This is a genomic window from Rhodoferax sp. GW822-FHT02D07, assembly GCF_058802405.1.
In genome coordinates this window covers 24165-47032 of record NZ_JBXAOD010000004.1, presented here as the reverse complement: position 1 = coordinate 47032, position 22868 = coordinate 24165, and the positions used below count along the sequence as shown (strand labels likewise).

The 22868-nt window shown below is 62.4% G+C and carries 23 protein-coding genes; 6 read left to right on the top strand and 17 right to left on the bottom strand.

What is annotated here, in order from left to right:
• Nucleotides 1–62: 62 nt before the first annotated feature.
• The 10 genes from AC1RNN_RS10970 to AC1RNN_RS10925 form a co-directional block, all read right to left on the bottom strand.
• Nucleotides 63–1052, bottom strand: a complete 990-nt coding sequence (locus AC1RNN_RS10970; protein ID WP_493137409.1) for a glycosyltransferase family 2 protein — start codon at nt 1050–1052, stop codon at nt 63–65.
• Nucleotides 1053–1068: 16 nt separating this feature from the next.
• Nucleotides 1069–2193 (bottom strand): non-hydrolyzing UDP-N-acetylglucosamine 2-epimerase, encoded by a 1125-nt coding sequence (wecB, locus tag AC1RNN_RS10965; protein ID WP_493089502.1) that lies wholly within the window; start codon nt 2191–2193, stop codon nt 1069–1071.
• Nucleotides 2187–3197: a polysaccharide biosynthesis protein gene (locus AC1RNN_RS10960; protein WP_493089401.1), complete on the bottom strand. Its 1011-nt coding sequence runs from the start codon at nt 3195–3197 to the stop codon at nt 2187–2189. Before AC1RNN_RS10960 ends, wecB begins: the two co-directional genes overlap by 7 nt.
• 14 nt (nt 3198–3211) lie before the next feature.
• A complete protein-coding gene (locus AC1RNN_RS10955) occupies nt 3212–4066 on the bottom strand; it encodes a dTDP-4-dehydrorhamnose reductase family protein (RefSeq protein WP_493089405.1) in 855 nt (284 codons plus the stop codon).
• Nucleotides 4066–5190, bottom strand: coding sequence for a DegT/DnrJ/EryC1/StrS family aminotransferase (locus AC1RNN_RS10950; RefSeq protein WP_493089407.1), 1125 nt, complete (start codon nt 5188–5190; stop codon nt 4066–4068). The genes AC1RNN_RS10955 and AC1RNN_RS10950 overlap by 1 nt, the downstream gene beginning before the upstream one ends.
• Before the next feature lie 17 nt (nt 5191–5207).
• Complete coding sequence (locus AC1RNN_RS10945; RefSeq protein WP_493089409.1) at nt 5208–5786, bottom strand: acyltransferase; 579 nt, start codon at nt 5784–5786, stop codon at nt 5208–5210.
• 5 nt (nt 5787–5791) lie between these two features.
• A complete protein-coding gene (locus tag AC1RNN_RS10940) occupies nt 5792–6850 on the bottom strand; it encodes a Gfo/Idh/MocA family protein (RefSeq protein ID WP_493089411.1) in 1059 nt (352 codons plus the stop codon).
• A gap of 19 nt (nt 6851–6869) precedes the next feature.
• Nucleotides 6870–8165: a nucleotide sugar dehydrogenase gene (locus AC1RNN_RS10935; RefSeq protein ID WP_493089412.1), complete on the bottom strand. Its 1296-nt coding sequence runs from the start codon at nt 8163–8165 to the stop codon at nt 6870–6872.
• Nucleotides 8162–8530 (bottom strand): MarR family EPS-associated transcriptional regulator, encoded by a 369-nt coding sequence (locus AC1RNN_RS10930; RefSeq protein ID WP_493089414.1) that lies wholly within the window; start codon nt 8528–8530, stop codon nt 8162–8164. Before AC1RNN_RS10930 ends, AC1RNN_RS10935 begins: the two co-directional genes overlap by 4 nt.
• Nucleotides 8531–8595: 65 nt before the next feature.
• Nucleotides 8596–10593 carry an SDR family oxidoreductase gene (locus AC1RNN_RS10925; protein WP_493089416.1) on the bottom strand — a complete coding sequence of 666 codons (1998 nt, stop codon included), beginning with the start codon at nt 10591–10593 and terminating at the stop codon, nt 8596–8598.
• Between the two features lie 168 nt (nt 10594–10761).
• Between AC1RNN_RS10925 and AC1RNN_RS10920 the strand changes: the two genes are divergently transcribed.
• The 4 genes from AC1RNN_RS10920 (at nt 10762) to AC1RNN_RS10905 (ending at nt 14192) form a co-directional block, all read left to right on the top strand.
• Complete coding sequence (locus AC1RNN_RS10920; protein ID WP_493089419.1) at nt 10762–11367, top strand: phasin family protein; 606 nt, start codon at nt 10762–10764, stop codon at nt 11365–11367.
• 113 nt (nt 11368–11480) lie between these two features.
• Nucleotides 11481–12734 (top strand): patatin-like phospholipase family protein, encoded by a 1254-nt coding sequence (locus AC1RNN_RS10915; RefSeq protein WP_493089420.1) that lies wholly within the window; start codon nt 11481–11483, stop codon nt 12732–12734.
• Nucleotides 12735–12745: 11 nt separating this feature from the next.
• Entirely contained in the window at nt 12746–13402 is a 657-nt protein-coding gene (locus tag AC1RNN_RS10910; protein WP_493089422.1) for a TetR/AcrR family transcriptional regulator, read from the top strand.
• A gap of 16 nt (nt 13403–13418) precedes the next feature.
• Nucleotides 13419–14192, top strand: a complete 774-nt coding sequence (locus tag AC1RNN_RS10905) for a hypothetical protein (protein WP_493089423.1) — start codon at nt 13419–13421, stop codon at nt 14190–14192.
• Nucleotides 14193–14219: 27 nt separating this feature from the next.
• Here AC1RNN_RS10905 and AC1RNN_RS10900 read toward each other — a convergent pair whose 3' ends face one another.
• The gene (locus AC1RNN_RS10900; RefSeq protein ID WP_493089425.1) at nt 14220–15827 is read right to left on the bottom strand and encodes a wax ester/triacylglycerol synthase family O-acyltransferase; all 1608 of its coding nucleotides are present in this window, start codon (nt 15825–15827) and stop codon (nt 14220–14222) included.
• A gap of 96 nt (nt 15828–15923) precedes the next feature.
• Between AC1RNN_RS10900 and AC1RNN_RS10895 the strand changes: the two genes are divergently transcribed.
• Complete coding sequence (locus tag AC1RNN_RS10895) at nt 15924–16178, top strand: acyl-CoA-binding protein (RefSeq protein WP_493089427.1); 255 nt, start codon at nt 15924–15926, stop codon at nt 16176–16178.
• Nucleotides 16179–16237: 59 nt separating this feature from the next.
• Here AC1RNN_RS10895 and AC1RNN_RS10890 read toward each other — a convergent pair whose 3' ends face one another.
• Nucleotides 16238–16555: a polyhydroxyalkanoic acid system family protein gene (locus AC1RNN_RS10890; protein ID WP_493089429.1), complete on the bottom strand. Its 318-nt coding sequence runs from the start codon at nt 16553–16555 to the stop codon at nt 16238–16240.
• 68 nt (nt 16556–16623) lie between these two features.
• Between AC1RNN_RS10890 and AC1RNN_RS10885 the strand changes: the two genes are divergently transcribed.
• The gene (locus AC1RNN_RS10885; protein WP_493089430.1) at nt 16624–16956 is read left to right on the top strand and encodes a DUF1840 domain-containing protein; all 333 of its coding nucleotides are present in this window, start codon (nt 16624–16626) and stop codon (nt 16954–16956) included.
• A 56-nt stretch (nt 16957–17012) separates the two neighbouring features.
• Here the strand turns inward: AC1RNN_RS10885 and AC1RNN_RS10880 are convergent, their stop codons facing one another.
• The 5 genes from AC1RNN_RS10880 to AC1RNN_RS10860 all read right to left on the bottom strand — a co-directional run bounded on the left by AC1RNN_RS10880 (nt 17013) and on the right by AC1RNN_RS10860 (nt 22867).
• Complete coding sequence (locus AC1RNN_RS10880; protein ID WP_493089432.1) at nt 17013–17984, bottom strand: tripartite tricarboxylate transporter substrate-binding protein; 972 nt, start codon at nt 17982–17984, stop codon at nt 17013–17015.
• A gap of 191 nt (nt 17985–18175) precedes the next feature.
• Nucleotides 18176–19429, bottom strand: coding sequence for a phenylacetate--CoA ligase family protein (locus tag AC1RNN_RS10875; RefSeq protein ID WP_493089433.1), 1254 nt, complete (start codon nt 19427–19429; stop codon nt 18176–18178).
• Nucleotides 19430–19513: 84 nt separating this feature from the next.
• Nucleotides 19514–20323, bottom strand: a complete 810-nt coding sequence (locus AC1RNN_RS10870; RefSeq protein WP_493089436.1) for an ABC transporter ATP-binding protein — start codon at nt 20321–20323, stop codon at nt 19514–19516.
• Nucleotides 20324–20398: 75 nt separating this feature from the next.
• Nucleotides 20399–21733 (bottom strand): ABC transporter substrate-binding protein, encoded by a 1335-nt coding sequence (locus AC1RNN_RS10865; RefSeq protein ID WP_493089437.1) that lies wholly within the window; start codon nt 21731–21733, stop codon nt 20399–20401.
• 57 nt (nt 21734–21790) lie between these two features.
• Nucleotides 21791–22867 (bottom strand): branched-chain amino acid ABC transporter permease, encoded by a 1077-nt coding sequence (locus tag AC1RNN_RS10860; protein WP_493089438.1) that lies wholly within the window; start codon nt 22865–22867, stop codon nt 21791–21793.
• Between the last annotated feature and the right edge of the window lies 1 nt (nt 22868).

Here is a 22868-nt window from a genome sequence, read left to right as displayed (position 1 = left end):
ATCTAAAACAATTGAAACGTCGTCCGAACCATCAAGGTAGCTGCGCGCTACCAACAGCCGCCTTACGCGGCCGCCTTCGCTCCTCGCACAGCGTCAGCGACACGCGCCCTCGCAAGCCCCCAGGGAATGCCCACGGTGTAGATCAGCGCCAAGCCCAAAACGGTGACTAGCGCATCTGACCCATTACGAAAACGCAGGCAAGACATCGACTTTCCCGCCGCCGCCAAAGTGGCGCCCACGAGGCCATGCTTGGCATAGTCCATTGCAACCCGCATGTAGGCTCGCGCTGGTGAGAGTCGGGTTGCAGGATTGACATCCTCTGGACCCAGTTCCGCCAGAAAGCTGCAATAGATCGCATTCTTTTCCGCGCGAACTTTTTTTCGCTTCTTCACGCTGTCCTGTTCCGGATGCTGGCGCGCCAGCACCAAGGTCCTGTCGAGCTTCACGAAATCCAATGCGCCAGCCAGACGGAACCACATGTCGTAGTCCTGCGTCGTCGGCTTGGAAACATCGAACCCCCCTTTGTCAAAGGCAGATTTGGGTATCAGCAATGTGCAGCCATGGACGGCGCTACTGGTCGCCAGCAGATACCTGAAATACTTCAGACCGGCATCCGGCACATCCACCGCCTGCGCCTGCGCCGGGTCCTGCGTGAAAACCGCGCAATTGCCATACACAATGACTGCACGATCAGACACCACGCTCGCCAGACAGTCCAGCTGCGACGCGACCTTGTCAGGAAGATACAGATCATCGTGGCTCAGCCACGAGAAATACTCGCCGCTCATCTCCGCAATGCCGAAGTTCAATGCCGATGCGACCCCGCCATTCGGTTTTTCAAAATAGCGAATCCGATCGCCATAGTGCTGCGCCACGCGCCGGGTCGCGCCATCATCCGTAGAGCCATCATTGACAACGATCACCTCGAGATGGGAGTGCGTCTGCGCCAAAGCACTCTCGATCGCCTCGGCCAGATAGTTGGCCCCGTTGTACACAGGGATCACAATCGACACCTTGGCGCCCATCACTTCGTCTCGGTTTCTCATTGTCATTGCCGGTCTATCTGAATCAGGACTCTGACCACACGGTGCGTTTGACGTAGTCCGAGTAGCTCAGAACAATGCGCAACACCTTGGCAGACACAGCGCCGCCCTTGTAATCGTCCACCGGCAACAAACGGGCGCCCGCCTTGCGCTGCGCCAACACCACCTGCACGGCGTCCAGCACGGGCTGCTGCTTCAGGCCCGTCATGATCAGCGTGCCCACATCCATGCCCTCGGGCCGCTCATGCGCATTGCGGATGGTGATCGCAGGCAGATCCAGCAACGAGGCCTCTTCCGTGATCGTGCCGCTGTCGGACACCACGCACAGGGAATGCATCTGCAGCTTGATGAAGTCGAAGAACCCAAAGGGTTTGGAGAATTGCACCTGTGGATTCAGCAAGCCCACGCCCAGATCATCAAGGCGCTTGCGGGTGCGCGGATGCGTAGAGACGATGACCGGCACGCCATGGGCCTGTGCCAAGGCGTTCAAGGTGTCCAGCAGATCTTTCAGATTGGCCGGCGTGTCGACGTTCTCCTCGCGGTGCGCGCTCACGATAAAGTAGCGGCCAGGCTCTAGCCCCATGCGGCTCAGTACGTCAGACGCGTCTATCCCTGGCTTGTAGAACTCCAGCACCTCTTCCATGTGCGAGCCGGTCTTGATGATGGTCTCCGGCCGCACGCCCTCTGCGAGCAGATAGCGACGCGCATGCTCGGTCAGCACCAGATTGATGTCGCTCAGATGGTCCAGCACCTTGCGGTTGAGCTCTTCCGGCACTCGCTCATCAAAGCAGCGATTGCCCGCCTCCATATGAAACACCGGAATCTTCAGGCGCTTGGCCGAAATCACGGCCATGCAGGAGTTGGTATCTCCATACAGAAGCAGCGCATCGGGGCGCTCCTTGCGCAGCACCTCATCGGCCTTGATGATCACCTGGCCAATGGTCTGTGCAGCGTTCTCTCCGACGGCTTCCAAAAAATAATCCGGCTTGCGAATGCCCAGATCCTCGAAAAAGATCTGATTGAGCTCGTAGTCGTAGTTCTGCCCGGTATGCACGAGGATGTGTGTGACATGCCGGTCAAACTCGGCAATCACCCGGCTCATCTTGATCAGCTCGGGGCGGGTTCCCACGATGGTCATCACCTTCATGATGCAAGTCTCTCTTGGATGTAGTCGAGCTTCAACAGCAAGGCCTTGACCTGCTCCACATTCAAGCGCTCGGCATTGTGAGAGGTGTAGTCCTCGAAGCGCGAGATCTTTGTCTCCCCGTCCACAAAGAACTTGTTGTAATTCAGATCCCGGTTATCCGCAGGGACGCGGTAGTAGTCGCCCATATCGTGCGCGTGCGCCATTTCCTCACGCGACAGAAGCGACTCGTACAGCTTCTCGCCATGGCGCGTGCCAATAATCCGCACCTCCGCTTTGGGCGAGAAAAGCTCTTTCAAGGCCTGCGCCAGGTCAGCCACAGTGGACGCCGGGGCCTTTTGTACAAAGATGTCGCCTTGCCGCGCATTCTGAAAAGCGAACAGCACCAGGTCCACCGACTCTTCCAGAGACATCAGGAAACGGGTCATGGCCGGATCAGTCACGGTCAGCGGCTTGCCCTCGCGCAGCTGCTGGATGAACAACGGGATCACCGACCCCCGCGACGCCATCACATTGCCATAGCGGGTCGCGCAGAACAGGGTTTCGTTCTCAGCCTGCATGCGCGCCTTGGCCACCATGAGTTTTTCCATCATCGCCTTGGAGATGCCCATGGCGTTGATCGGATAGACCGCCTTGTCCGTGCTGAGCAGCACAACCCGCTTGACCTGATTGGCGATCGCCGCAGCCATGAGGTTCTCCGTTCCCAGGACATTGGTGCGGACCGCCTCCATGGGATAGAACTCGCACGAGGGCACCTGTTTGAGCGCCGCTGCATGAAAGACATAGTCCACGCCCTTGAGCGCCTGGTGGATGCTGCTGTATTCGCGCACATCGCCCAGGTAGAACTTCAGCTTGTCATGGTTGAGCGCAAGACGCATCTCCTCCTGCTTCTTCTCGTCACGACTAAAGATCCGTATCTCCCGCAAATCGGTCGAGAGAAACCGCTTCAGCACCGCGTTGCCAAAGGAGCCCGTACCACCGGTGATCATCAGCACTTTGTCTTCGAACATATCGTCACCCCGGTTTATTTGTATGCGTGCATCTGCTGGATCAGCGCAGGCCATTCCTCAGCGACATAGCCAGTGGCCTGCTGAAAACGATCCGCACGCAGGGACCGATCGATCACCAGCGCATCATCAGGAACAATCTCTATGCTTTGATTGTATTGACGGGCCACCAATGTCAGCAGTTCCAGCTTGGCAATCGGCGCTGCAGCCACGTGGAACAAGCCACTCAGCTCAGGCCGGGGGATCACCACATCGCGCATGATCTTCGCCAGAACGACGGTGGGGAGCCCCGAAAAAATGGCGCGGCGATACCCCTTGCAGCGTCCTTGCTGAGACAGAAACCATTCGACCAGGCCGTGCGCACTTTGCAGCTCGTGCCCGATGATCGATGTCCGCAAAGTGATGGTGTGGGCATCGTGCACCTCGCCCAGGAACTTCGACTTGCCATAGAGATCCTGCGCGTCCGAGGCGTCCTCTTCCACATAGCCGCCCTTGGCGCCTGAAAACACGCAGTCCGTGCTGACATGGATCAGGCGACTGCCCGCCAACTTGCACAGCCGGGCCAGGCGATGCGGCAGCATGGCATTGATCGGCAGCGCCACTAGGGGATCATCCCCGTCGGCCAGTTGCTTGATCAGTCCAATGCAATTGATCACCACATCCGGTCGCACCTGCGTGAACACGCGGACCAGCGCATCCTGGTCCTCCACATCCACACCGGCGATGAGCTTGTCCGCGATCTCTGGCGCAAAGAATCTGGCGGCAGAGCCTGAGCGCACCGTCCCAAAAATCTGCCAATCGCTTTTCTCGCTCAAGACGCGCATCACTGCGTTCCCAAGCATGCCACTGGCGCCCAGCACGAGCACGTTCATCACAGCCCCTCCGTCAAATGCAGCGGCGCCTCAAGCGCCTGCCCCCAGCGCAACAAGGCGTCGGCCACCTTGCGCTGCTGCTCAAGCGCCAAGTTCGGGCTCATGGGAAGACTCATCACCTGCTTGGCCACTGCATCACCCACCACCAGGCGCACGGAGCGGTCCTCCACAGCGGGTTGCTGGTTCAGGGGGATGGGGTAATGCACGGCCGTGGGCACACCCGCCTCGGCCAGATGCTTCTGCAGCGCGTCGCGCGACGGCACACGCACGGTGTACTGCGCCCAGGCGCTGACGTTGTGCGACTCGACAAAGGGAGTCGTCTTCAGCCCTGCCCCTCCCAGCAACTCGGCATAGCGCGCAGCAACCTGCTGGCGCAGCGCAAGCTCCTCGTCCAGGATCGCCAGCTTGGGCAGCAAAATCGCCGCCTGCAGCGTGTCGAGCCGGCTGTTCACGCCGACACGCACATGGTGGTAGCGCCTGTCCTGACCATGGCGCGCGATCTGGCGCATGACCTTGGCCAGTTCATCATCGCTGGTGAAGATGGCGCCGCCGTCGCCGTAGCAGCCCAGGGGCTTGCTGGGGAAGAAGCTGGCGCAGGCAATGGTGCTGAGGTTGCAGCTCTTGCGGCCCTTGTAGCTGGCGCCAAAGCTCTGCGCGGCATCCTCGATGACGGAAAGACCATGGCGCACCGCAATCGCGTTGATGGCGTCAAAGTCGGCGCATTGGCCGTAGAGGCTGACCGGAATGATGGCCTTGGTACGCGGCGTGATCGCCGCCTCCAGCAGCGCCGGATCCAGGTTGTAGGTGCGCGCATCCACATCCACATAGACCGGCTTGGCGCCCAGCAGGGCCACGGTTTCGGCCGTGGCGATATAGGTAAAGCCCGGGGTGATGACTTCGTCGCCCGGCCCCACGCCCAAGGCCATCAAGGCGATCTGCAAAGCATCGGTGCCATTGGCCACGCTGATGCAGTACTTGGCGCCCGTGTAGGCCGCCAGCTTTTCTTCAAGCTCCGCCACTTCCGGGCCCAGAATGAACTGGCCATGGTCCAGCACGCGCTGGATCGCCGCATCGATCTGGGGCTTGAGCCGCTGGTACTGGCTCTTGAGGTCTATGAATTCCATGGAGTCCTTTTCAGTCTTCAGGCCACCAGAAGGCACTGGCCATCGCGCAGTTCGTAACGCTGCCCGGTCTGCGCACAGACGGTCTGGGCGTTGCCGTTCAACGGCAGGTCCAGCTTCTCGCCGTGCTGGCTCATCCAGCCAATCTGGCGCGCTGGCACGCCCACCATGAGCGCGTAGTCCGGCACATCCTGATTCACCACCGCGCCAGCGCCCACAAAGGCGTACTGCCCCACCGTCACACCGCAGACGATGGTAGCGTTGGCGCCCAGCGTGGCACCGCGCCGCACCAGGGTGCGGCGGTACTCGTCCTTGCGCACCACGGCGCTGCGCGGGTTGTAGACATTGGTGAACACCATGCTGGGGCCGCAGAACACATCGTCCTCCAGCGTCACCGCGTCATAGACACTGACGTTGTTCTGGACCTTGACGTTGTCGCCGATCAGCACATCGTTGCCGACAAAAACGCCCTGCCCAAAAGAACAGCCACGCCCTATGCGCGCGCCCGCACTGATATGCACCCAGTGCCAGACGCGGCTTCCTTCGCCGATCTGCGCGCCAGCGTCAACGATAGCCGTGGGGTGAACCGTAGCGCCCATGCCCATCACAGCTCCAGCGGCAGACCCACGCGCGCGCCATCGCGCGCCGAGCGATAGGCGGCAATCAGCACTTCCAGCGACTTCAGGCCCTCACGGCCGTCCACATCGGGCTCGGCCTCGCCGCGCAAGGTCTTGATGACATTGTCGTAGTACAGCGGATGGCCAAAGCCATAGACGCTGGTGGTCTCATAGCTGGCCGCCTTGATCTGCGCGTCCTCGGGACGGCTGTCGGCAAACTGCCATTCCTGGATTTCATTGACCGCCATGCCGCCCACGCGCACCGTGCCCTTTTCGCCCAGGATGGTGATGGAGCCTTCCAGGTTCTTGGGGTAGGTCAGCATGGTGCAGTTGAGCGAGCCCAGCGCGCCATTGCGCCAGCGCACGCTGAGCACGCCACTGTCTTCGGCCTCGATGTCGCGCGCCAGCGTAGCCGTGTAGGCGTGCAGGGAGTCAATCGGGCCAATCAGCCACTCCAGCAGGTCCACATAGTGGCTGGCCTGGTTCATGAAGGCGCCGCCGTCGAGTTCCCAGGTGCCGCGCCACTTGGCCTGGTCGTAGTAGCCCGCCTGGGGCCGCTGCCAGAACACATTGAGGGTCACCATATAGATCTGGCCAAAGCGCTTCTGCGTCACGGCCTGCTTGAGTAGCTGCAGCGTGGCGTTCTTGCGGTTCTGCTTGACGACAAAGAGGCGCACACCGGCCTCTTCACAAGCGCGCACCATGCGCAGGCCGTCCTCCCACTTGGTGGCCATGGGCTTCTCACTCAGCACATGGCGACCTGCGCGCGCCACTTCCACGGCCTGCTGCGGATGGATGCCGCTGGGCGTGGTCAGGATCACGCAGTCGGCCGTGGTCTTTTGCAACAGGGCCGCCAGGCTCGCATGGCCCGCAGCGCCGGTGGCCTGCACCGCCTTTTGCAGCGCGGCCGGGTCGGTGTCGCAGACGTCCACCAGTTCGGCCCGGTCGGCGTGCTGCTGGATCGAATCGAAGTGATTTTTGGAGATGCGCCCACAGCCCACCAGGGCGAAGCGGATCTTGCGTTCGGAGATGGCGGGGTGGCTCATGGCGTCACTCACTTTGCGGTCACAGTCGGAACACGGTAAAGCCGGCGGCAGCGGCGGCATGGCGGTCGTACAGACTTTTCACATCGGCCAGCACGGGCTGCGCGCCACGGCACAGGGCGCGCAGATCGGCCAGCTGGGCATGGCGGTATTCGTTGTGCCCCACGGCGACCACCAGCGCATCCACCGGATGGGCCGCATCGACCACGCCCAGCGTCAGGCCGTACTCATGCTGCACCTCTTCGGCGCTGGCCCAAGCGTCAGCCACCACAACCTCCACGCCCCAGCCCTGGAACTCGCGCACCATGTCTATGACCTTGCTATTGCGGATGTCCGGGCAGTTTTCCTTGAAGGTCACGCCCAGCACGCCCACGCGGCAGCGCGGCACATCCAGGCTGTTCTGCAGCATCAGCTTGATGGTGTTGCGCGCCACATAGCGCGCCATGTTGTCGTTGATGCGCCGCCCCGCCAAGATGACCTGGGGGTGGTAACCGACCTCCTCAGCCTTGTGCGTGAGGTAATAGGGATCCACGCCGATGCAGTGGCCACCCACGAGGCCCGGACGGAAGGGCAGGAAGTTCCACTTGCTGCCCGCAGCCTCCAGCACATCCAGAGTATCTATGCCCAAGCGCGCGAAGATGACAGACAGCTCATTGATAAGCGCGATATTGAGGTCACGCTGGGTGTTCTCAATGACCTTGGCGGCCTCGGCCACCTTAAGGCTGCTGGCCTTGTGCGTGCCGGCCGTGATGATGCTGCGATACAGAGCATCCACCGCATCTGCCACTTCGGGCGTGCTGCCACTGGTGATTTTCTTGATCTTGGTCAGGGTGTTTACTTTGTCGCCCGGGTTGATGCGCTCGGGACTGTAACCACAGAAGAAGTCCTGGTTGAAGGAGAAGCCAGAGAACTTTTCGAGCACAGGCACGCAGACTTCCTCGGTCGCACCCGGGTAGACCGTGGACTCATAGATCACCACACCCCCCTTGGGGAGCACCTTGCCGACGGTCTCGCTGGCCTTCACCAGGGGCGTCATATCGGGGCGGTTGGCGGTGTCCACCGGCGTCGGTACAGTGACGATAAACACTTGGCACTGCTTGAGCAGCTCCACATCAGCGGTGTAGCGCGCATGGGCTGCGGCCTTGAGCGCCTCGGCAGAGACCTCCAAGGTGCTGTCCTTGCCGGCCTGCAACTCGGCAATGCGCGCTGCATTGATGTCAAAGCCAATGACTTTGCGCGTTTTGGCAAACTCCACCGCCAGTGGCAAACCCACGTAGCCCAGGCCAATGACTGCAATCACGCCGTCGAGTTGTTTCATGTCACATCCATCCCATTCACAGGCTCGCCCGCCAGAGCCACAGCCTCAGCCTCGCGCTGCAATTGCTCAATTTCAGCCTGCAGGCGCTCGTACTCAGCCATCTTGATTTGCAAAAAACTCAGCGCCAGACTGCTTTTGGCCGCGATCCCTGCCGGGGTCAGCAAATACGCATAGGCCAGCTTGTTGCGGCTGCCGCGAAAGTTCTGCAGCTTGATAAAACCCTTGGCCAGCAGGGCCTGCACGCAGTAATTGACCTTGCCCAGGCTCACGCCCAGCTCCGCCGCCAGCTCACGCTGGGTGAGCTGCGGGTTTTTCTCCAGCAGGCGCAAGACCTGCAGGCTGGACTCCTCAGAGGAGGCGGGCATCTGGCGCGAGATTGTTCATCGATTGAACAATTCTAAACGCCAGAAGCCACCGTCACTCTCGCACTTTAGAAGTGGATGCCCCGCATCATCTGCTGCATCGCAATCGCCTCGGGCGAGAGCTTGGGTCGCTCGCCCTTTTCGCCCTTGGCGGCGGAGGAGTCGGGGAACATTCGGAAGCTGGTGTTCATCGCGATCTGGGCGATGCGTGGCACCAGGGCGTGCAGCACCTGACCGGTGATACCCAGGCGGGTAGCGATGCGCACCGGCTTGCTGATGCAGGCGTCGGCCACCATGTCGGCGGCCTGCTCGGGCGAGAGCGTTGGCACATTGTTGTAGATGTTGGTGGGCGCAATCATGGGGGTGCGTACCAACGGCATATTGATAGTGGTGAAGCTGATGCCCTGATCGGCAAATTCGCTTGATGCGCAACGGGTCCAGGCATCCAGCGCAGCCTTGGAAGCCACGTAGGCGCTGAAGCGCGGCGCATTGGTCAGCACGCCGATGGAACTAATGTTGACCACATGGCCCTTCTTCTTGGCCACCATGCCGGGCAACAGGCCCATGGTCACGCGCAGGCAGCCGAAGTAGTTGAGCTGCATGGTGCGCTCGTAGTCGTGGAAGCGGTCGTAGCTTGATTCAATGGCACGGCGTATGGAGCGGCCCGCGTTGTTGATGAGGAAGTCCACGCCGCCATGGTTGTCCACGAGTAACTTGACGAAGCGGTCGCAGTCGGCCAGGTCGGCAATATCGGCCGGGTAGGCAACAAAGCTGTAGCCCTTGGCCTTGGCCTCCTTGCAGGCTTCCTCGAGCTTGTCCTCGTCACGCCCGCAGATGATGGTGATGGCGCCGGCCTCGGCGAACTTGTGCGCCGCAGCCAGGCCGATGCCCGAGGAGCCGCCCGTCACCAGCACCACCTTGCCGCCCACTGTACCGCGCAGTGAGCGGTCGATATGTAGGTCGGGGTCAAGGTGGCGTTCCCAGTAGTCCCAGAGGCGCCAAGCGTAGTCCTTGAGGTTGGGGCATTCCACGCCGCTGCCCTTGAGCATGGCTTGGGTGTCGCGGCAGTCAAAGCGCGTGGGGTAGTTCACGAAAGTGAGCATGTCCTCGGGCAGACTCAAGTCCTTCATGATGGCATTGCGCACGCGGCGCACCGGTGCCAGCCCCATCAGACTCTTGGTCACACTGCGCGGAATGAAGCCCAGCAGGGCTGCGTTGACAAACACATTCATCTTGGGCGCGTGTGCCGCCTTGCTGAAGATGTCCAGCACATCGCCCACACGGTAGCCCACCGGGTCCACCAGGTGGTAGCACTGCTTGGCAATGCCGGCCTTGTGACTGATCACGTCCAGCGCATCCACTACAAAGTCCACTGGCACGATGTTGACGCGCCCGCCTTCCAAGCCAATGGAGGGCATCCAGGGCGGCAGCAGCTGGCGCATGCGCTGGATCAGCTTGAAGAAATAGTAGGGTCCATCGATCTTGTCCATCTCGCCGGTCTGGCTGTCGCCCACCACCATGGCCGGGCGGTAGACCGACCAGGGCACCTTGCAGTCCTTGCGCACGATTTTTTCGCTCTCGTGCTTGGTCATGAAATAGGGGTGGTCGTAGTTCTCGGCCTCCTCGAACATATCCTCTCGGAACACACCCTCATAGAGCCCGGCCGCCGCAATCGACGACACGTGGTGGAAATGCCCGGCGTCAATTGCCTTGGCAAAGTCGATCGTATTGCGTGTGCCCTCGATGTTGACGGCGATCTGGCTTTCCTCGTCGGCGCCCAGATCGTAGACGGCGGCGAGGTGGTAGAAATGGTCCACCTGGCCCTTGAGCGCTTTCACGGCATCGGCCGCCACACCCAGCTTCTTGCTGGTCAGGTCACCAAACACCGGTACCGCGCGTGCCGCGCCCTTGGCATCCTTCAGCCCCCAGAATTCGCGCAGACCTGCAACCTTGTCTTCACTCTCCTTGCGGATCAGGAAATGCACCACAGCGCCCTTGCGCTCCAGCAGTTTTTTCACAAGACGCTTGCCAATAAATCCGGTGGCTCCGGTCACAAAGTACTGCATACATGCTCCAAAGAATCAAACCATTCTGTCCGACTTTATAAGTGCTCTCTTTCATCGTAAACCCGCAGCCCGCCCACGTTAGTAAGCCCCACCTACACAGGGGACGTATCTGCGCTTAGAGTCTGGGCTAAAGTACCCCGTCAGACCCCATTCTCATTAGGAGCACCCATGGTCAAGAAGCTACAAAAGAAACAGGCCACCAAAGCCGCTGGCATCCACCTTTCCGGTTCGGTCAAGGACTCGGCCCAGCAAATCTGGCAAGCCGGCCTCGGTGCCTTCACCCGCGCCCAGGCCGAAGGCAGCAAGGCCTTTGAAGCCTTGGTCAAGGAAGGCGTGAGCATCCAACGCAAGACCCAGGCCGCTGCCGAAGAGAAGATCTCCGAAGCTACGGCCAAGATGTCCACCATGGCCACCGACATCTCCAGCAAGGCCTCGGGCCAGTGGGACAAGCTCGAAAACATCTTCGAAGAACGCGTCGCCAAGGCCCTCAACAAGCTGGGCGTGCCCTCCGCCAAGGACGTGGCCGCGCTGATCGCCCGTATCGACGAACTCAACAAGGCCGTGCAAAAACTCTCGGCCAAAGCACCGGCACCCGCCAAGGCTGCTCCTGCCAAGGCAGCGCCCGCGGCAAAAAAACCAACCGCCAAGAAAGCTGCAGCGAAAAAGGCCACCCCGGCCAAGAAGGTAGCCGCCAAGCCCGCTGCCAAAAAGCCCACGACCCAACGTGCCACAGTGGCTGCCGTGGACTCCGACACGCCTGCCGCACAAGCCTGATGGCTGCGGCCATAGGCTGACCACGAGGGCGCTGCGGCGCCCTTTTTTGTGCGCCGATCCGGCTGCTGCAATGCAGCAAAACCCGGCTGCACTCGCATCTACACTTTGAGACCATGACCGTACCGAAAAACGCCGCCCCCAAGATCGCTCTGGCGCTTGCAGGCGGTGGTCCCCTGGGAGCCATCTACGAGGTAGGCGCCATGTGCGCACTCGAGGAATCGCTGCAGGGCCTGGACTTCACACGCCTGCACCACTACGTGGGCGTCTCGGCCGGTAGCTTCATCGCCGCCGCCCTGGCCAATGGCATGACACCGCGCGCCATGTGCGCTTCCTTCATCGAGAACGACGGCAGTACACCCGCCGACGCCTTCGACCCCGCCTGGCTCATGCAGCCCGCCTACGGCGAATTTGCACGCCGCGGCATCATGCTGCCTGGCTTGGCCCTGCAGCAGGCGTGGCAAGTACTTAGCGGCCGCCGCAGTGTGCTGCGCGCATTGGAGCAACTGAGCCCCGGCCTGCCCACCGGTGTGTTCTCCAACGCACTGGTGCATACCGAGCTCGCGCGCCTGTTCAGCCAACCCGGTCGTACCAACGACTTCCGCGAGCTCAAAGCCCGCCTGACGCTGGTCGCCACCAACCTCGACAGCGGTGAGGCTGCCCCGTTTGGGCGCCCGGGTTTTGACCATGTGCCCATCTCCCAAGCTGTACAGGCCAGCGCCGCATTGCCGGGACTATTTCCGCCCGTGGAGATTGGTGACCAGTACTTTGTAGACGGCGCGCTCAAGAAGACCATGCACGCATCTGTAGCACTGGACGAAGGGGTGGACCTCATGATCTGCCTCAACCCACTGGTGCCCTTCAACGCAACCGCGCCCCAAGTCGACAAGGTCATGCGCAGCGACTTGCCGCCTGAGCGGCGCAAGATTCCGCGCATCGTCGACGGCGGCCTGCCCGCCGTGCTCAGCCAGACTTTCCGCTCCATGATCCATTCGCGCATGGAACTGGGCATGAAACACTACGAACACGCCTACCCCGACACCGACATCCTCTGGATTGAGCCCGACCACCGCGACCCTGAGCTGTATCTGGCCAACACCTTTAGCTACGCGCAGCGCCGCCACCTGGCCGAGCACGCCTACCAGCAGACCCGCCAGATGCTGCGCTCGCGCAAGACCGGCCTCTCGGCCAAGTTGGCGCGCCACGGCATTGCGTTGAATCACGCCGCGCTGGACGATCCCAAGCGCCACCTCTGCCTGCCACGCAAGGCGCCCACCGAGCTGGGCCGTGCCATCAGTACACTGCAAGAACTCATGGACGACCTGGGTCATCTGGTGGCCGCACCCGCGCCAGCCCGGGCCCTGCACTGAGAAGGCAAGCAATGGTCAAGAAACCCCCGCGCCGCACCGCCGAACGCATTCTCGAGGTCACGCTGGAGCTATTCAACCGCTTTGGCGAACCCAATGTCTCCACCACGCTGATCTCGGCCGAACTGGGCATCAGTCCCGGCAACCTCTACTACCACTACCCGGCCAAGGACGAGCTGATCAACTCGCTATTTGACCGCTACGAGCGCTCCCTCAACGAGGTGCTCAACGCCAGCGACAACGTGCGTGACGTGGAAGACGCCTGGTTCTTCATGCACACGCTGTTCGAGCTGATCTGGCAGTACCGATTTCTGTACCGCGACCTCAACGACCTGCTCAGCAAGAACCGCCGCCTGGAGACGCATTTCCAGAGCGTGCTTAAGAACAAGACCCGCTCGCTGCGCGCCATGTTGGAGAGCATGGCACGCTCAGGTGCGCTGCGCATGGACCTGCGCGACATGGAGGCCACGGCCACCAGCATGGTGGTGGTGCTCACCTACTGGCTCAGCTTCGAGTATGTGCGCGACCCGCGCAACGCACTGGAGCCGGCCAGCGCCCAGGCCGCACTGCTGCGCGGTGGCCACCATGTGCTCAACCTGCTCCTGCCCTATCTGGAACCGCAGCAGCGCGCGCACCTGCAAACCTTGGCCGGGGCCTACACCAGCGCCTGACCCGCGACCCAAATTCATGAGCGCCTGGACCGCCTTTCCCCACACGCAACAACACCCGTTTGATGCGGCGCAGGTGCGGGAACGCTGGAGCGAGCTGCACCGGGGCGACCAGGAGCCATTGCCCGAGGACGCACAGGTACTCAACGCCTGGGTGCTCTACCACCGCGGCGAATTCCAGGCCGCCGCCCTAGCCGGCGATGCGCTGGGCGAAGCCGGAGCCATCGTGGCCAGCAAAGCCCGCCTCATCTACGCCGAGTACCTGGAGCCACGCGAGAAAGCGCGGCTCGACATGTTCATGGAAGTGGCCACGCGCTGCGAGGCCCTGGCGGCGCAACAACCCCAGTGCGCCAATGCCCACTACCTGCACGGCTATGCACTGGGCCGCTACAGCCAGGGCGTGAGTGTGGCCAAGGCACTGGCCAAGGGCATGGGTGGCAAGGTCAAGACCGCGTTTGAATCCGCGCTGGCGCTGCAGCCCGAGCATGCCGATGCCTATATTGCGCTGGCGGCCTTCCATGCCGAGGTCATTGACAAGGTGGGCGCGCTGATTGGCCAGCTCACCTACGGCGCCAAGCGGGAGACCGCACTGCATTTGTTTGAACAGGGCATGGCGCGCGTCCCGCAAGCTGCCATTGCGCTCACCGAATACGGCAAGGCCCTGCTCATGCTGGACGGCGAAACTCGCCTGGCGGAGGCTCAGCGCCTGTACGAAGAAGCCGCCAGCATCACCCCCATGGACGCCATGGAGCACTTGGGCGTGGCGCGCGTGCAGGCCGAACTCAGCGCGTGAGCTCGGCACTGCTCTCTGCGGATGCGATCACTCGCCCCAAGGCAGCATCAGCGTGAGCATGGAAAGCTTGGCGAACTCAGGCTCGAACTGGTCAATGATGAGTTGCGGGTCCGGGCACAGCTTGGAATCCGACACCACGCCGAACTGCACACCGCCGCCGTAGCTGAGGATGGACACACCCAGCCCCACCGAACCGCTCTGCGGCACCCAGAACAGCGTCTCCTCGATCGTGGAGCCACAGATGGTGAGCTTCTCGCGCGGCCCCGGCACATTGGTCATCACGGCCGTGGTCTTCTTGGAGAAGAGGTTGAGCAGCGCGTCCTGCGCCGGCTTGATAAGCAAGCCCGCCACCGCCAGCAGACCAAAGGCCAGCAGCGGCTGCATGCTGCCCTTGAGCCCGCGCATGCGGCGGCGCACCTCGTACACCCGCTCCACCGGGTTCTCCACGCCGATGGGGAGCACCAGCGGCGCCAGGCCAAACTGGTTGCCCAGCTTGTAAGCGTGTTCGATGGGGCGCAGGTTCACCGGCACCATGGCGCGTATCTCCTTGCCCGCCACAGCTTCGCCCTGTTCCTTGAGGTACTCACCAATGGCGCCCGCCACACAGCTCAGCAAGACATCGTTGATCGAGCAGTTCAAGGCCTTGCCCACGGCCTTTACTTCTTCCAGCGGAATCGGCGGGCACCAGGCCACGCGCTTGCGGTTGCCCGGCAGGCCCTTGAGGCGGGTCGGCGAGTCGTCAGGCATGAGGGCCAGCGAGGCCAGATCGCTCACCACCTGGTAAGCCATCTTCGCCGCGTCCACCGAACTGTTCATGCCCTGCTCCACCCCCTTTTGCGGCTCCATGAGCAGGCCCATGGAGCGTGCCGCGCCCTCGCCGGCCACGCCCAGTGCTTTCACGGTCAGCGAGGTCAGCGGCTTGAGCAGTGCGTCGGCAATCCATTCCTCGGCCCCCTCCAGCCCTTCGGCCCGCGCCTCGCGCGGCTTGCGCTGGGGCGGCGGTGCGCCGCCGTCCACCAGCGACTGCGTGACCGAAATCAGCGCAATGCCATCGGCAATGCAATGGTGGATGCGCACCATCATGGCCGAGCCACCCTTGTAGTCTTCCACCAAATGGATTTGCCAGAGCGGGTGCTGCTTGTCCAGCGGCTCCATGGTCAACTGAGCCAAGCGGTCCTGCAGCGCTTCCTGCTCGCGCCCGGTCGGCTTTTTGGGCAGGGTCTCGGTGACCAGATGGTTGCGGATGTCAAAAGCCGGGTCTTTCACCCAGGTGGCACCGGCCGCGTCCTCCACGGCGCACTGCACAAAGCGCGGGTACTTGAGCAGGCGTTCCTCGATGCGCTGCTGCAGGTCGGACAGCTTGAGCTTGGGGTGGATCACCCAGACGCCCACGATCATCATCAGGTTGGAGGCCGAGTCCATGCGCAGCCAAGCCGTGTCCACCTTGCTCATGCGCTCGCCGTTCAGGCCCAGCGTGCCGGTCACAGCATCGCTCACATTCTTCTGCACCACGCGCACGGCCTGCTGCGCCTGGCGCCCGGCCTTGCGCGCCACGGGGGCGACCGGGGCAACGGTGGCGGCCACACGGCGCGTAGCCTTCCGGGCAACATCTTGGGCAAGAACTCGGGTGACCATGGAATCTCCAGACAGGACAATGGGTTGGGGATGCTTGCCTATTCTGCAGTGAAAACGCACCGTAAGATACAAGGGTAACCATCAACGGAGAACTCCATGGCCGACCTCAAAGCCGCATTCGAAGCCGCCGTCGCAAATTCCAAGAATCTCAGCGAGCGCCCCGACAACGGCACCCTGCTCAAGATCTACGCGCTCTACAAGCAGGCCACCGCCGGCGACAACACCGAAAAGAAGCCCGGCTTTGCCGACATGGTGGGCCGCGCCAAGTGGGACGCCTGGAACGGCTTCAAGGGAACGGGTAGCGAAGACGCGATGCAGCAGTACATCGACCTGATCGAGTCTCTGAGCTAAATCAGGCTCTAGCCCCCATCAATACTGCGCAAGCAGCTATCAAAAAAGTAGCGACCCCGCTACTTTTTTTTCGCCTTCGCGGCGGGCTTGGGAGCCAACAACTGGTCCAGGTTCTTGACGATCTCGGCCTCGATCTTGTCCTTGAAGGCGCCCAGCAGAAAACCCAGCTTGGCGTTGAGCTCGAAGCGGTCCTTGGTCACCCGCAGCGTCCCGTTCACCCCCGAGCGCTTGAAGCCGACTTCGTCTTCGGTCTTGCCCTCGATGTAGACGCACTCCATATCGAATTCTTCTTCGACCTGCTCGGCCCATTCAAAGGCGATCTTGCGGGCGCTGGCCAGACCCAGCGTGTGTTCGCGAAGAATGTGAAGATCTGCCACGGTGCTGCTCCTCGGATGAAATGCATTTAGAGTGCAGCCATTGCACCATAAAACAAGGGGCCCGCGCCATGCTCTACAAGTTCAAGTCCAAGGTCTGCAGCGACGTCATCATGCTCGAACCCAACGGCCGCCAGATCCTACAGATCTGGGGTAAGTTCGAGGAAGGCGCACCGGCCAAGGGCATCCTGCTGCCGCAGGACATGCCGGCCGCACGCGCGGCACTGGAAGAAGCCATTGCCCACGAAGAAGCTCAGCGCGCCCAGGCTGCGCTGGAGGCCCAGACGCGAGGTGACGATGGTGCCGCTGCCGGCGGCGTGTCGCTGCGCCAGCGCGCCACGCCCCTGCTGGACATGCTGCGGCGCAGCCAGGAGGCCCAAAAAGAAATCGTCTGGGGCGCGTAAGCACCACCAGACGATGTGAGGGAGAGGCGGCCCGGGCGGGGCCGCCGCCATCCGGCTTAGTCGGCGTAGACGCCGGCGGCCTTGATGATGGGGCTCCACTTGGCGATTTCGGCAGCCACAAATTTCTTGTGTTCAGCCGGTTCCACGCGCTTGTCAGTCACCACCACGGCGCCCAGGCCTTCCTGCTTCTTGATGAACTCGGGGTCCTTCAGGGCGACCTTCAGCGCATCGTTGACCTTCTTCAGGACGTCGGCAGGTGTGCCTTTGGGGGCATAGATACCGTGCCAGATGGTCACTTCAAAGCCCTTCAGGCCGGCGGATTGCAGGGTGGGCAGTGCCTTGAGGGCGGGCGTGGTCAGCGGCTGGGCCGTGGTCACGGCATAGGCGATGACCTTCTTGCCTTCGATCTGCTGCGTGGTGTTGGTGGTCTGGTCGCACATCAGGTCGATCTGGCCACCGATCAGGTCGGTCATGGCGGGGGCTGTGCCCTTGTAAGGAACGGTGGTCATGTCGGTGGCCACAGCGTTCTGGAACAGCAGGCCGCACAGGTGAGAAGCCGAGCCCACGCCAGCGTTACCCAGATTGATCTTGCCCTTGTTCTGGCCAATCCAGGTGCTCAGGTCCTTGTAGTTCTGGGCTGGCAGGCTGGGGCGGCCGATCAGGGTCATGGGCACGTCATTGATCATGCCCAGGTACTCGAAATCGCTGTCCACCTTGAAGGGCATGTTGCGCACCAGCGTGGGCATGGTGGCCATGGCAATGTGGTTGACCAGCAGGGTGTAGCCGTCCGGTGCCGCCTTGGCCACCTTGTTGGAGCCGATGGAACTGCCGGCGCCTGCGGCGTTGTCGATGATGATGCTCACGCCGCCCAGGGGCTTGCGCAGGGCTTCTGCCAGGTCACGGGCCACGCGGTCGGTGGGGCCACCGGCGGCGAAAGGCACCACGATGGTGATGGGTTTGGAGGGGTAGGTGTCGGCATGGGCGCTGAAAGCAGCCATGGCGGCGACAACGACGAGTAGTTTTTTCATAGCAAAGTCTCCTTGTTAATGTGTGCAGTCTAGCGTGCCCACCTACGCACTGTCATGCGGAAAGCACTTAGTGCGTAAGGCCTTTTACCGGCCACGGGGCATCTGCTGCGGACAGCTTATCCACGCGGGCGTGGCCTGGGAACTGTGGCCTTCAACAGCTCGGGAAAACCCTTGCTCTAGCCCGGGTCCGGCTACTTGTAACTGCGCGCGTCCTCGATCACCTTGCCGTCATTGGGCAGGCTACCAGGCGCCACCAGCAGCACGTCGCCGCGCAGCTTGGTTACGTCACGAATCGCCTCGCCCACGCGGGCTGCCAGGCCGTCCGGCTGCCCCTGCACCTCGATGTGGAGGGCCATGGTGTCACTGGCCATCTCGCCACTGACCACCAGGCGTGCGCGCAGCACCTCGGGGAAGCGCTTGGCAATCGCGTCCACCTGCTTGGCATGCACAAACATGCCACGCACCTTGGTGGTCTGGTCGGCCCGGCCCATCCAGCCCTTGATGCGGGTATTGGTGCGCCCCGTGGGGCAGGGGCCGGGCAGCACGGCAGACAGGTCCCCCGTACCAAAGCGGATCAGCGGGTAGCCGGGATTCAGCGTGGTCACCACCACCTCGCCCACCTCGCCTTCAGCCACCGGGTCGCCGGTGCCTGGACGCACGATTTCCACGATCACACCCTCATCCAGCACCAGGCCCTCGCGGGCGCTGGTCTCATACGCAATCAGGCCCAGATCCGCGGTGGCGTAGCACTGGTAGCCGTCCACGCCCCGCTCCAGAAACCAGTCGCGCAGGGACGGCGGAAAGGCCTCACCACCAAACATGGCCTTGGTGACGCTAGGAATGGCAACGCCCATCTCGGCGGCCTTGTCCAAAATGATCTTGAGAAAGCTGGGCGTGCCGATGTAGCCCGCTGGCTGCAGCTCGCGCATGGCCTGCACCTGCTGCTCGGTCTGCCCCGTACCGCCGGGGAACACGGTGCAACCCAGCGCGTGGGCGCCAGTTTCCATCATGGAGCCGGCAGGCACAAAGTGGTAGCTGAAGCTGTTGTGAATCAACTCGCCGGACCGGAAGCCTGCCGCGTAGATGGCGCGCGCCATGCGCCAATAGTCCTTGCCGGTGCCCTCGGGCTCGTAGATGGGGCCCGGGCTGGCAAACACGCGGGGTGCTGCTGCACCCCAGCCCAACGCGCTAAAGCCTCCAAACACGTCGCCGCCCTGCTCGCGCGCAGCCTGCTGCAGGGCCTGCAGCTCGGTCTTGCGGGTAACCGGAAGGCGCGCCAAGGCAGCGCGGCTGGTGACTTGGGCAGCGTCCACGCCATCCAGAATGCGGGCAAACGCCGGAGCATTGCGCTGCGCATGCGCCACCTGCGCTGGCAGCGCCGCCATGAGGGCAGCCTCGCGCTGGTCGGGGGAGCGGATTTCCAGGGCATCAAAAGGTCTGGTCATGGTGGTCTGCCGAGGTAATTAGGTGTGTTTTGGGCCTCTAGCCCTCGTAGAATTTGCGCAAACAGCTATAGTTTTTATAGCGCATCAGGCCAGCCAGCGCTTGCGCCGCTTGTAGCTCTTCACGTCCTTGAAGCTCTTGCGCTCGCCGCCGCCCATGCCGAGGTAGAACTCTTTCACGTCCTCGTTGATGCGCAGGTCTTCGGCGGCGCCGTCCATCACCACACGGCCGCTTTCCATGATGTAGCCGTAGTCCGCGTACTTGAGCGCCATGTTGGTGTTTTGCTCCGCCAGCAGAAAGGTGACCTTCTCCTTGGCATTGAGGTCCTTCACGATGTTGAAGACCTCCTCCACGATCTGCGGCGCCAGGCCCATGGAGGGCTCGTCCAGCAGCACCATGCTGGGGTTGGCCATGAGCGCGCGGCCAATGGCGCACATCTGTTGCTCCCCGCCCGAGGTGTACGCCGCCTGGCTGGTACGGCGGGTCTTGAGGCGCGGGAAGTAGGTGTAGACCTTCTCCAGGTTGGCCTCTACCTCCGCCTTGCTCTTGCGGGTGTAGGCGCCAGTCATCAGGTTTTCCTCAATCGTCAGGTGGGCAAAGCAGTGCCGCCCTTCCATCACCTGCACCACGCCGCGTTGCACCAGGTCGGCCGGGCTCAGGTTCTCGATGCGCTCTCCGCGCAGCTCGATGCTTCCCTTGGTCACCGCGCCGCGCTCGCCCGCCAGCAGGTTGCTCACCGCGCGCAAAGTGGTGGTCTTGCCCGCGCCGTTGCCGCCCAGGATGGCGACGATGCCGCCCTCGGGCACCTGCAGCGACACACCCTTGAGCACCAGGATGACGTGGTTGTAAATGACCTCGATGCCATTCACGTTGAGAACGATGTTTTTCGCGTCCATAGGTTTGCCTTTACCAATCGACAAAGCTGCACCGCAGCGCTGTCGATTGGCAGCCCTTGCGGGCCGCCAAACGGTTTAGCTCTGGCAGTCCGCCGGAGTACGTGGGGTCAGCTTCTTCTCGGCCGCGTACTTCGCCGCCGTGCTCTTGACCAGCGGCTTGATGATCTGCTCATCACCCTGCAGCCAGTCGGAGGTGAACTGCCACTTGCTGCCGTCCCAGGTGTGGATGCGCGCCCAGGAGGCGCCCATGTGGTCCACGCACGAGGTGCTGATGGGGCGCATCACGCCGGCAAAGCCCAGCGCGTCCAGCTTGGGCTGGGTCAGGTTCAGGTTTTCCAGGCCCCAGCGCACCTGCTCGCCGGTCATGACCTTGCCCTTGCCATAGCGCTCCTGGGCGGCGCGAATGCCTTCCACGCCCAGCATGGCGCTCATGGCACCGCGCATGTACAGCACCTGGCCCACTTCGTCCTTGGGGCCCGTTCCCTGGCCCTTGCCGTGTACCAGTTCCATCACGTCCTTGACGAGCTTGGACTGCGGTTCGGCACCGTGCTGCATGGTCACGGCGTTGTAGCCCTTGGCACCGTCGGCCACGTCCTTCACGTCCGGCTCGGCACCGGCCCACCACACGCCATACATCTTCTCGCGCGGGTAACCAGTGGCTTGCGCCTCCTTGATGGCGGTGCTGTTCATGATGCCCCAGCCCCACAGGACCACGTAGTCCGGCCGGTTCTGGCGCACCTGCAGCCAGGTGGCTTTTTGCTCCACGCCGGGTGCGGTCACGGGCAACAGCGTCAGCGTGAACCCGTGCATGGCTGCACGCTCTTGCAGCAGCGGAATGGGCTCCTTGCCAAACGGGCTGTCGTGGTACACCAGCGAGATCTTCTTGCCCTTGAGCTTGTCAAAGCCGCCTTCCTTCTTGGCGATGGCTTGCAGGATCGCGTCGGCGGCCACCCAGTAGGTGCCTGCGATGGGGAAGTTCCACTTGAACACCGTGCCGTCTGCGCTCTCGCTGCGGCCATAGCCCACCGTCACCACCGAGATCTTGTCCGCCGGAGCCTTTTCGGTAATGGCAAAGGTGGCGCCCGTGGACAGCGGCTGCACCAGCGAAGCGCCGCCGTTCTTACCCTTCAGGCGTTCGTAGCACTCCACGCTGCGTGCCGTGTCGTAGCCGGTTTCGCATTCTTCAAAGCTGAGCTTCACGCCGTTGATGCCACCGCGCGCGTTGACCAGCTTGAGGTAGTCCACATAGCCGTTGGCCCACGGTACGCCATTGGGTGCGTAGGGCCCGGTGCGGTAGGACAGCACCGGGATGAACTGCTCTTTGGACTGGGCCTGGGCGTTGCCCGCCAGCAAGACAGAGGCACCGGCGGCAACAATGGCGCTTGCAAGTGCAAGTTTAGAAAGCTTCATTTGTCTCTCCTGTAATAAGTGGTTGAAGCACGGGGAAAACACGGAACCTGGCCCCTCTCAATGGGGGAAGGGCCACAAACGCAATTTCTGTTTACCAATGGACCACAGCTTGGCCAGGCCATGCGGCTCCATGATGAGGAACCAGACGATGAGGCCGCCAAACACCATGAGCTCGGCATGCGACACGCCAGCGGTGGAAATCTCGATGCCGAGCAAGCCTGCCAGGGCAGGCAGGAATTGGCTCAAGAAGATGGGCAGGACCACGATGAAGGCGGCGCCAAAGAAACTGCCCATGATGGACCCCATGCCGCCAATGATGACCATGAACAGCAGCTTGAAGGACTGGTCCACCGAGAACGCCGCCGGCTCCCAGGCCCCCAGGTATATGAAGCCCCACAACGCGCCCGCCACGCCCACGATGAAAGAGCTGACCGCGAACGCGCTGAGCTTGGCGTACATGGGGCGGATGCCGATGACGGCGGCGGCCACGTCCATGTCGCGGATGGCCATCCACTCCCGGCCCACGGCACCGCGCACCAGGTTCTTGGCCAGCAACGCAATGACGGCCAGCAGACTCAGGCAGAACAGGTACTTGGCCACCGGGCTTTCCAGCGACAGGCCAAACACCTGCAGGTTGGACACCGACACCGAGCCCGAGGGCGAGTTGTTGGTGAACCACTGGATGCGCAGGAACATCCAGTCCGCAAAAAACTGCGCTGCCAACGTGGCCACGGCCAGGTACAGGCCCTTCACGCGCAGACTGGGCAGGCCAAACACAATGCCAAACAGCATGGAACTGACACCCCCCAGCAGCAGCGCCACCAGCAGCGGCATACCCTCGATGCGCACAAAGAAGTTGTAGGCCGCATAGGCCCCCACGGCCATGAAGGCACCCGAGCCCAGCGAGATCTGCCCGCAGAAGCCCACCAGGATGTTCACGCCCACCGCCGCCAGCGAGAAGATGAGGAAGGGAATCAGGATGGCGCGAAACAGGTAGTCGCTGGCGCCCATGGGCACGGCCACAAAGGCCGCCAGCAGCAGGAGCAGCATGGCCCAGCGGTCCTGCGCGATGGGGAAGATCTGCTGGTCCGCGCGGTACGTGGTCTTGAACTGGCCGTTTTCTCTATAAAACATG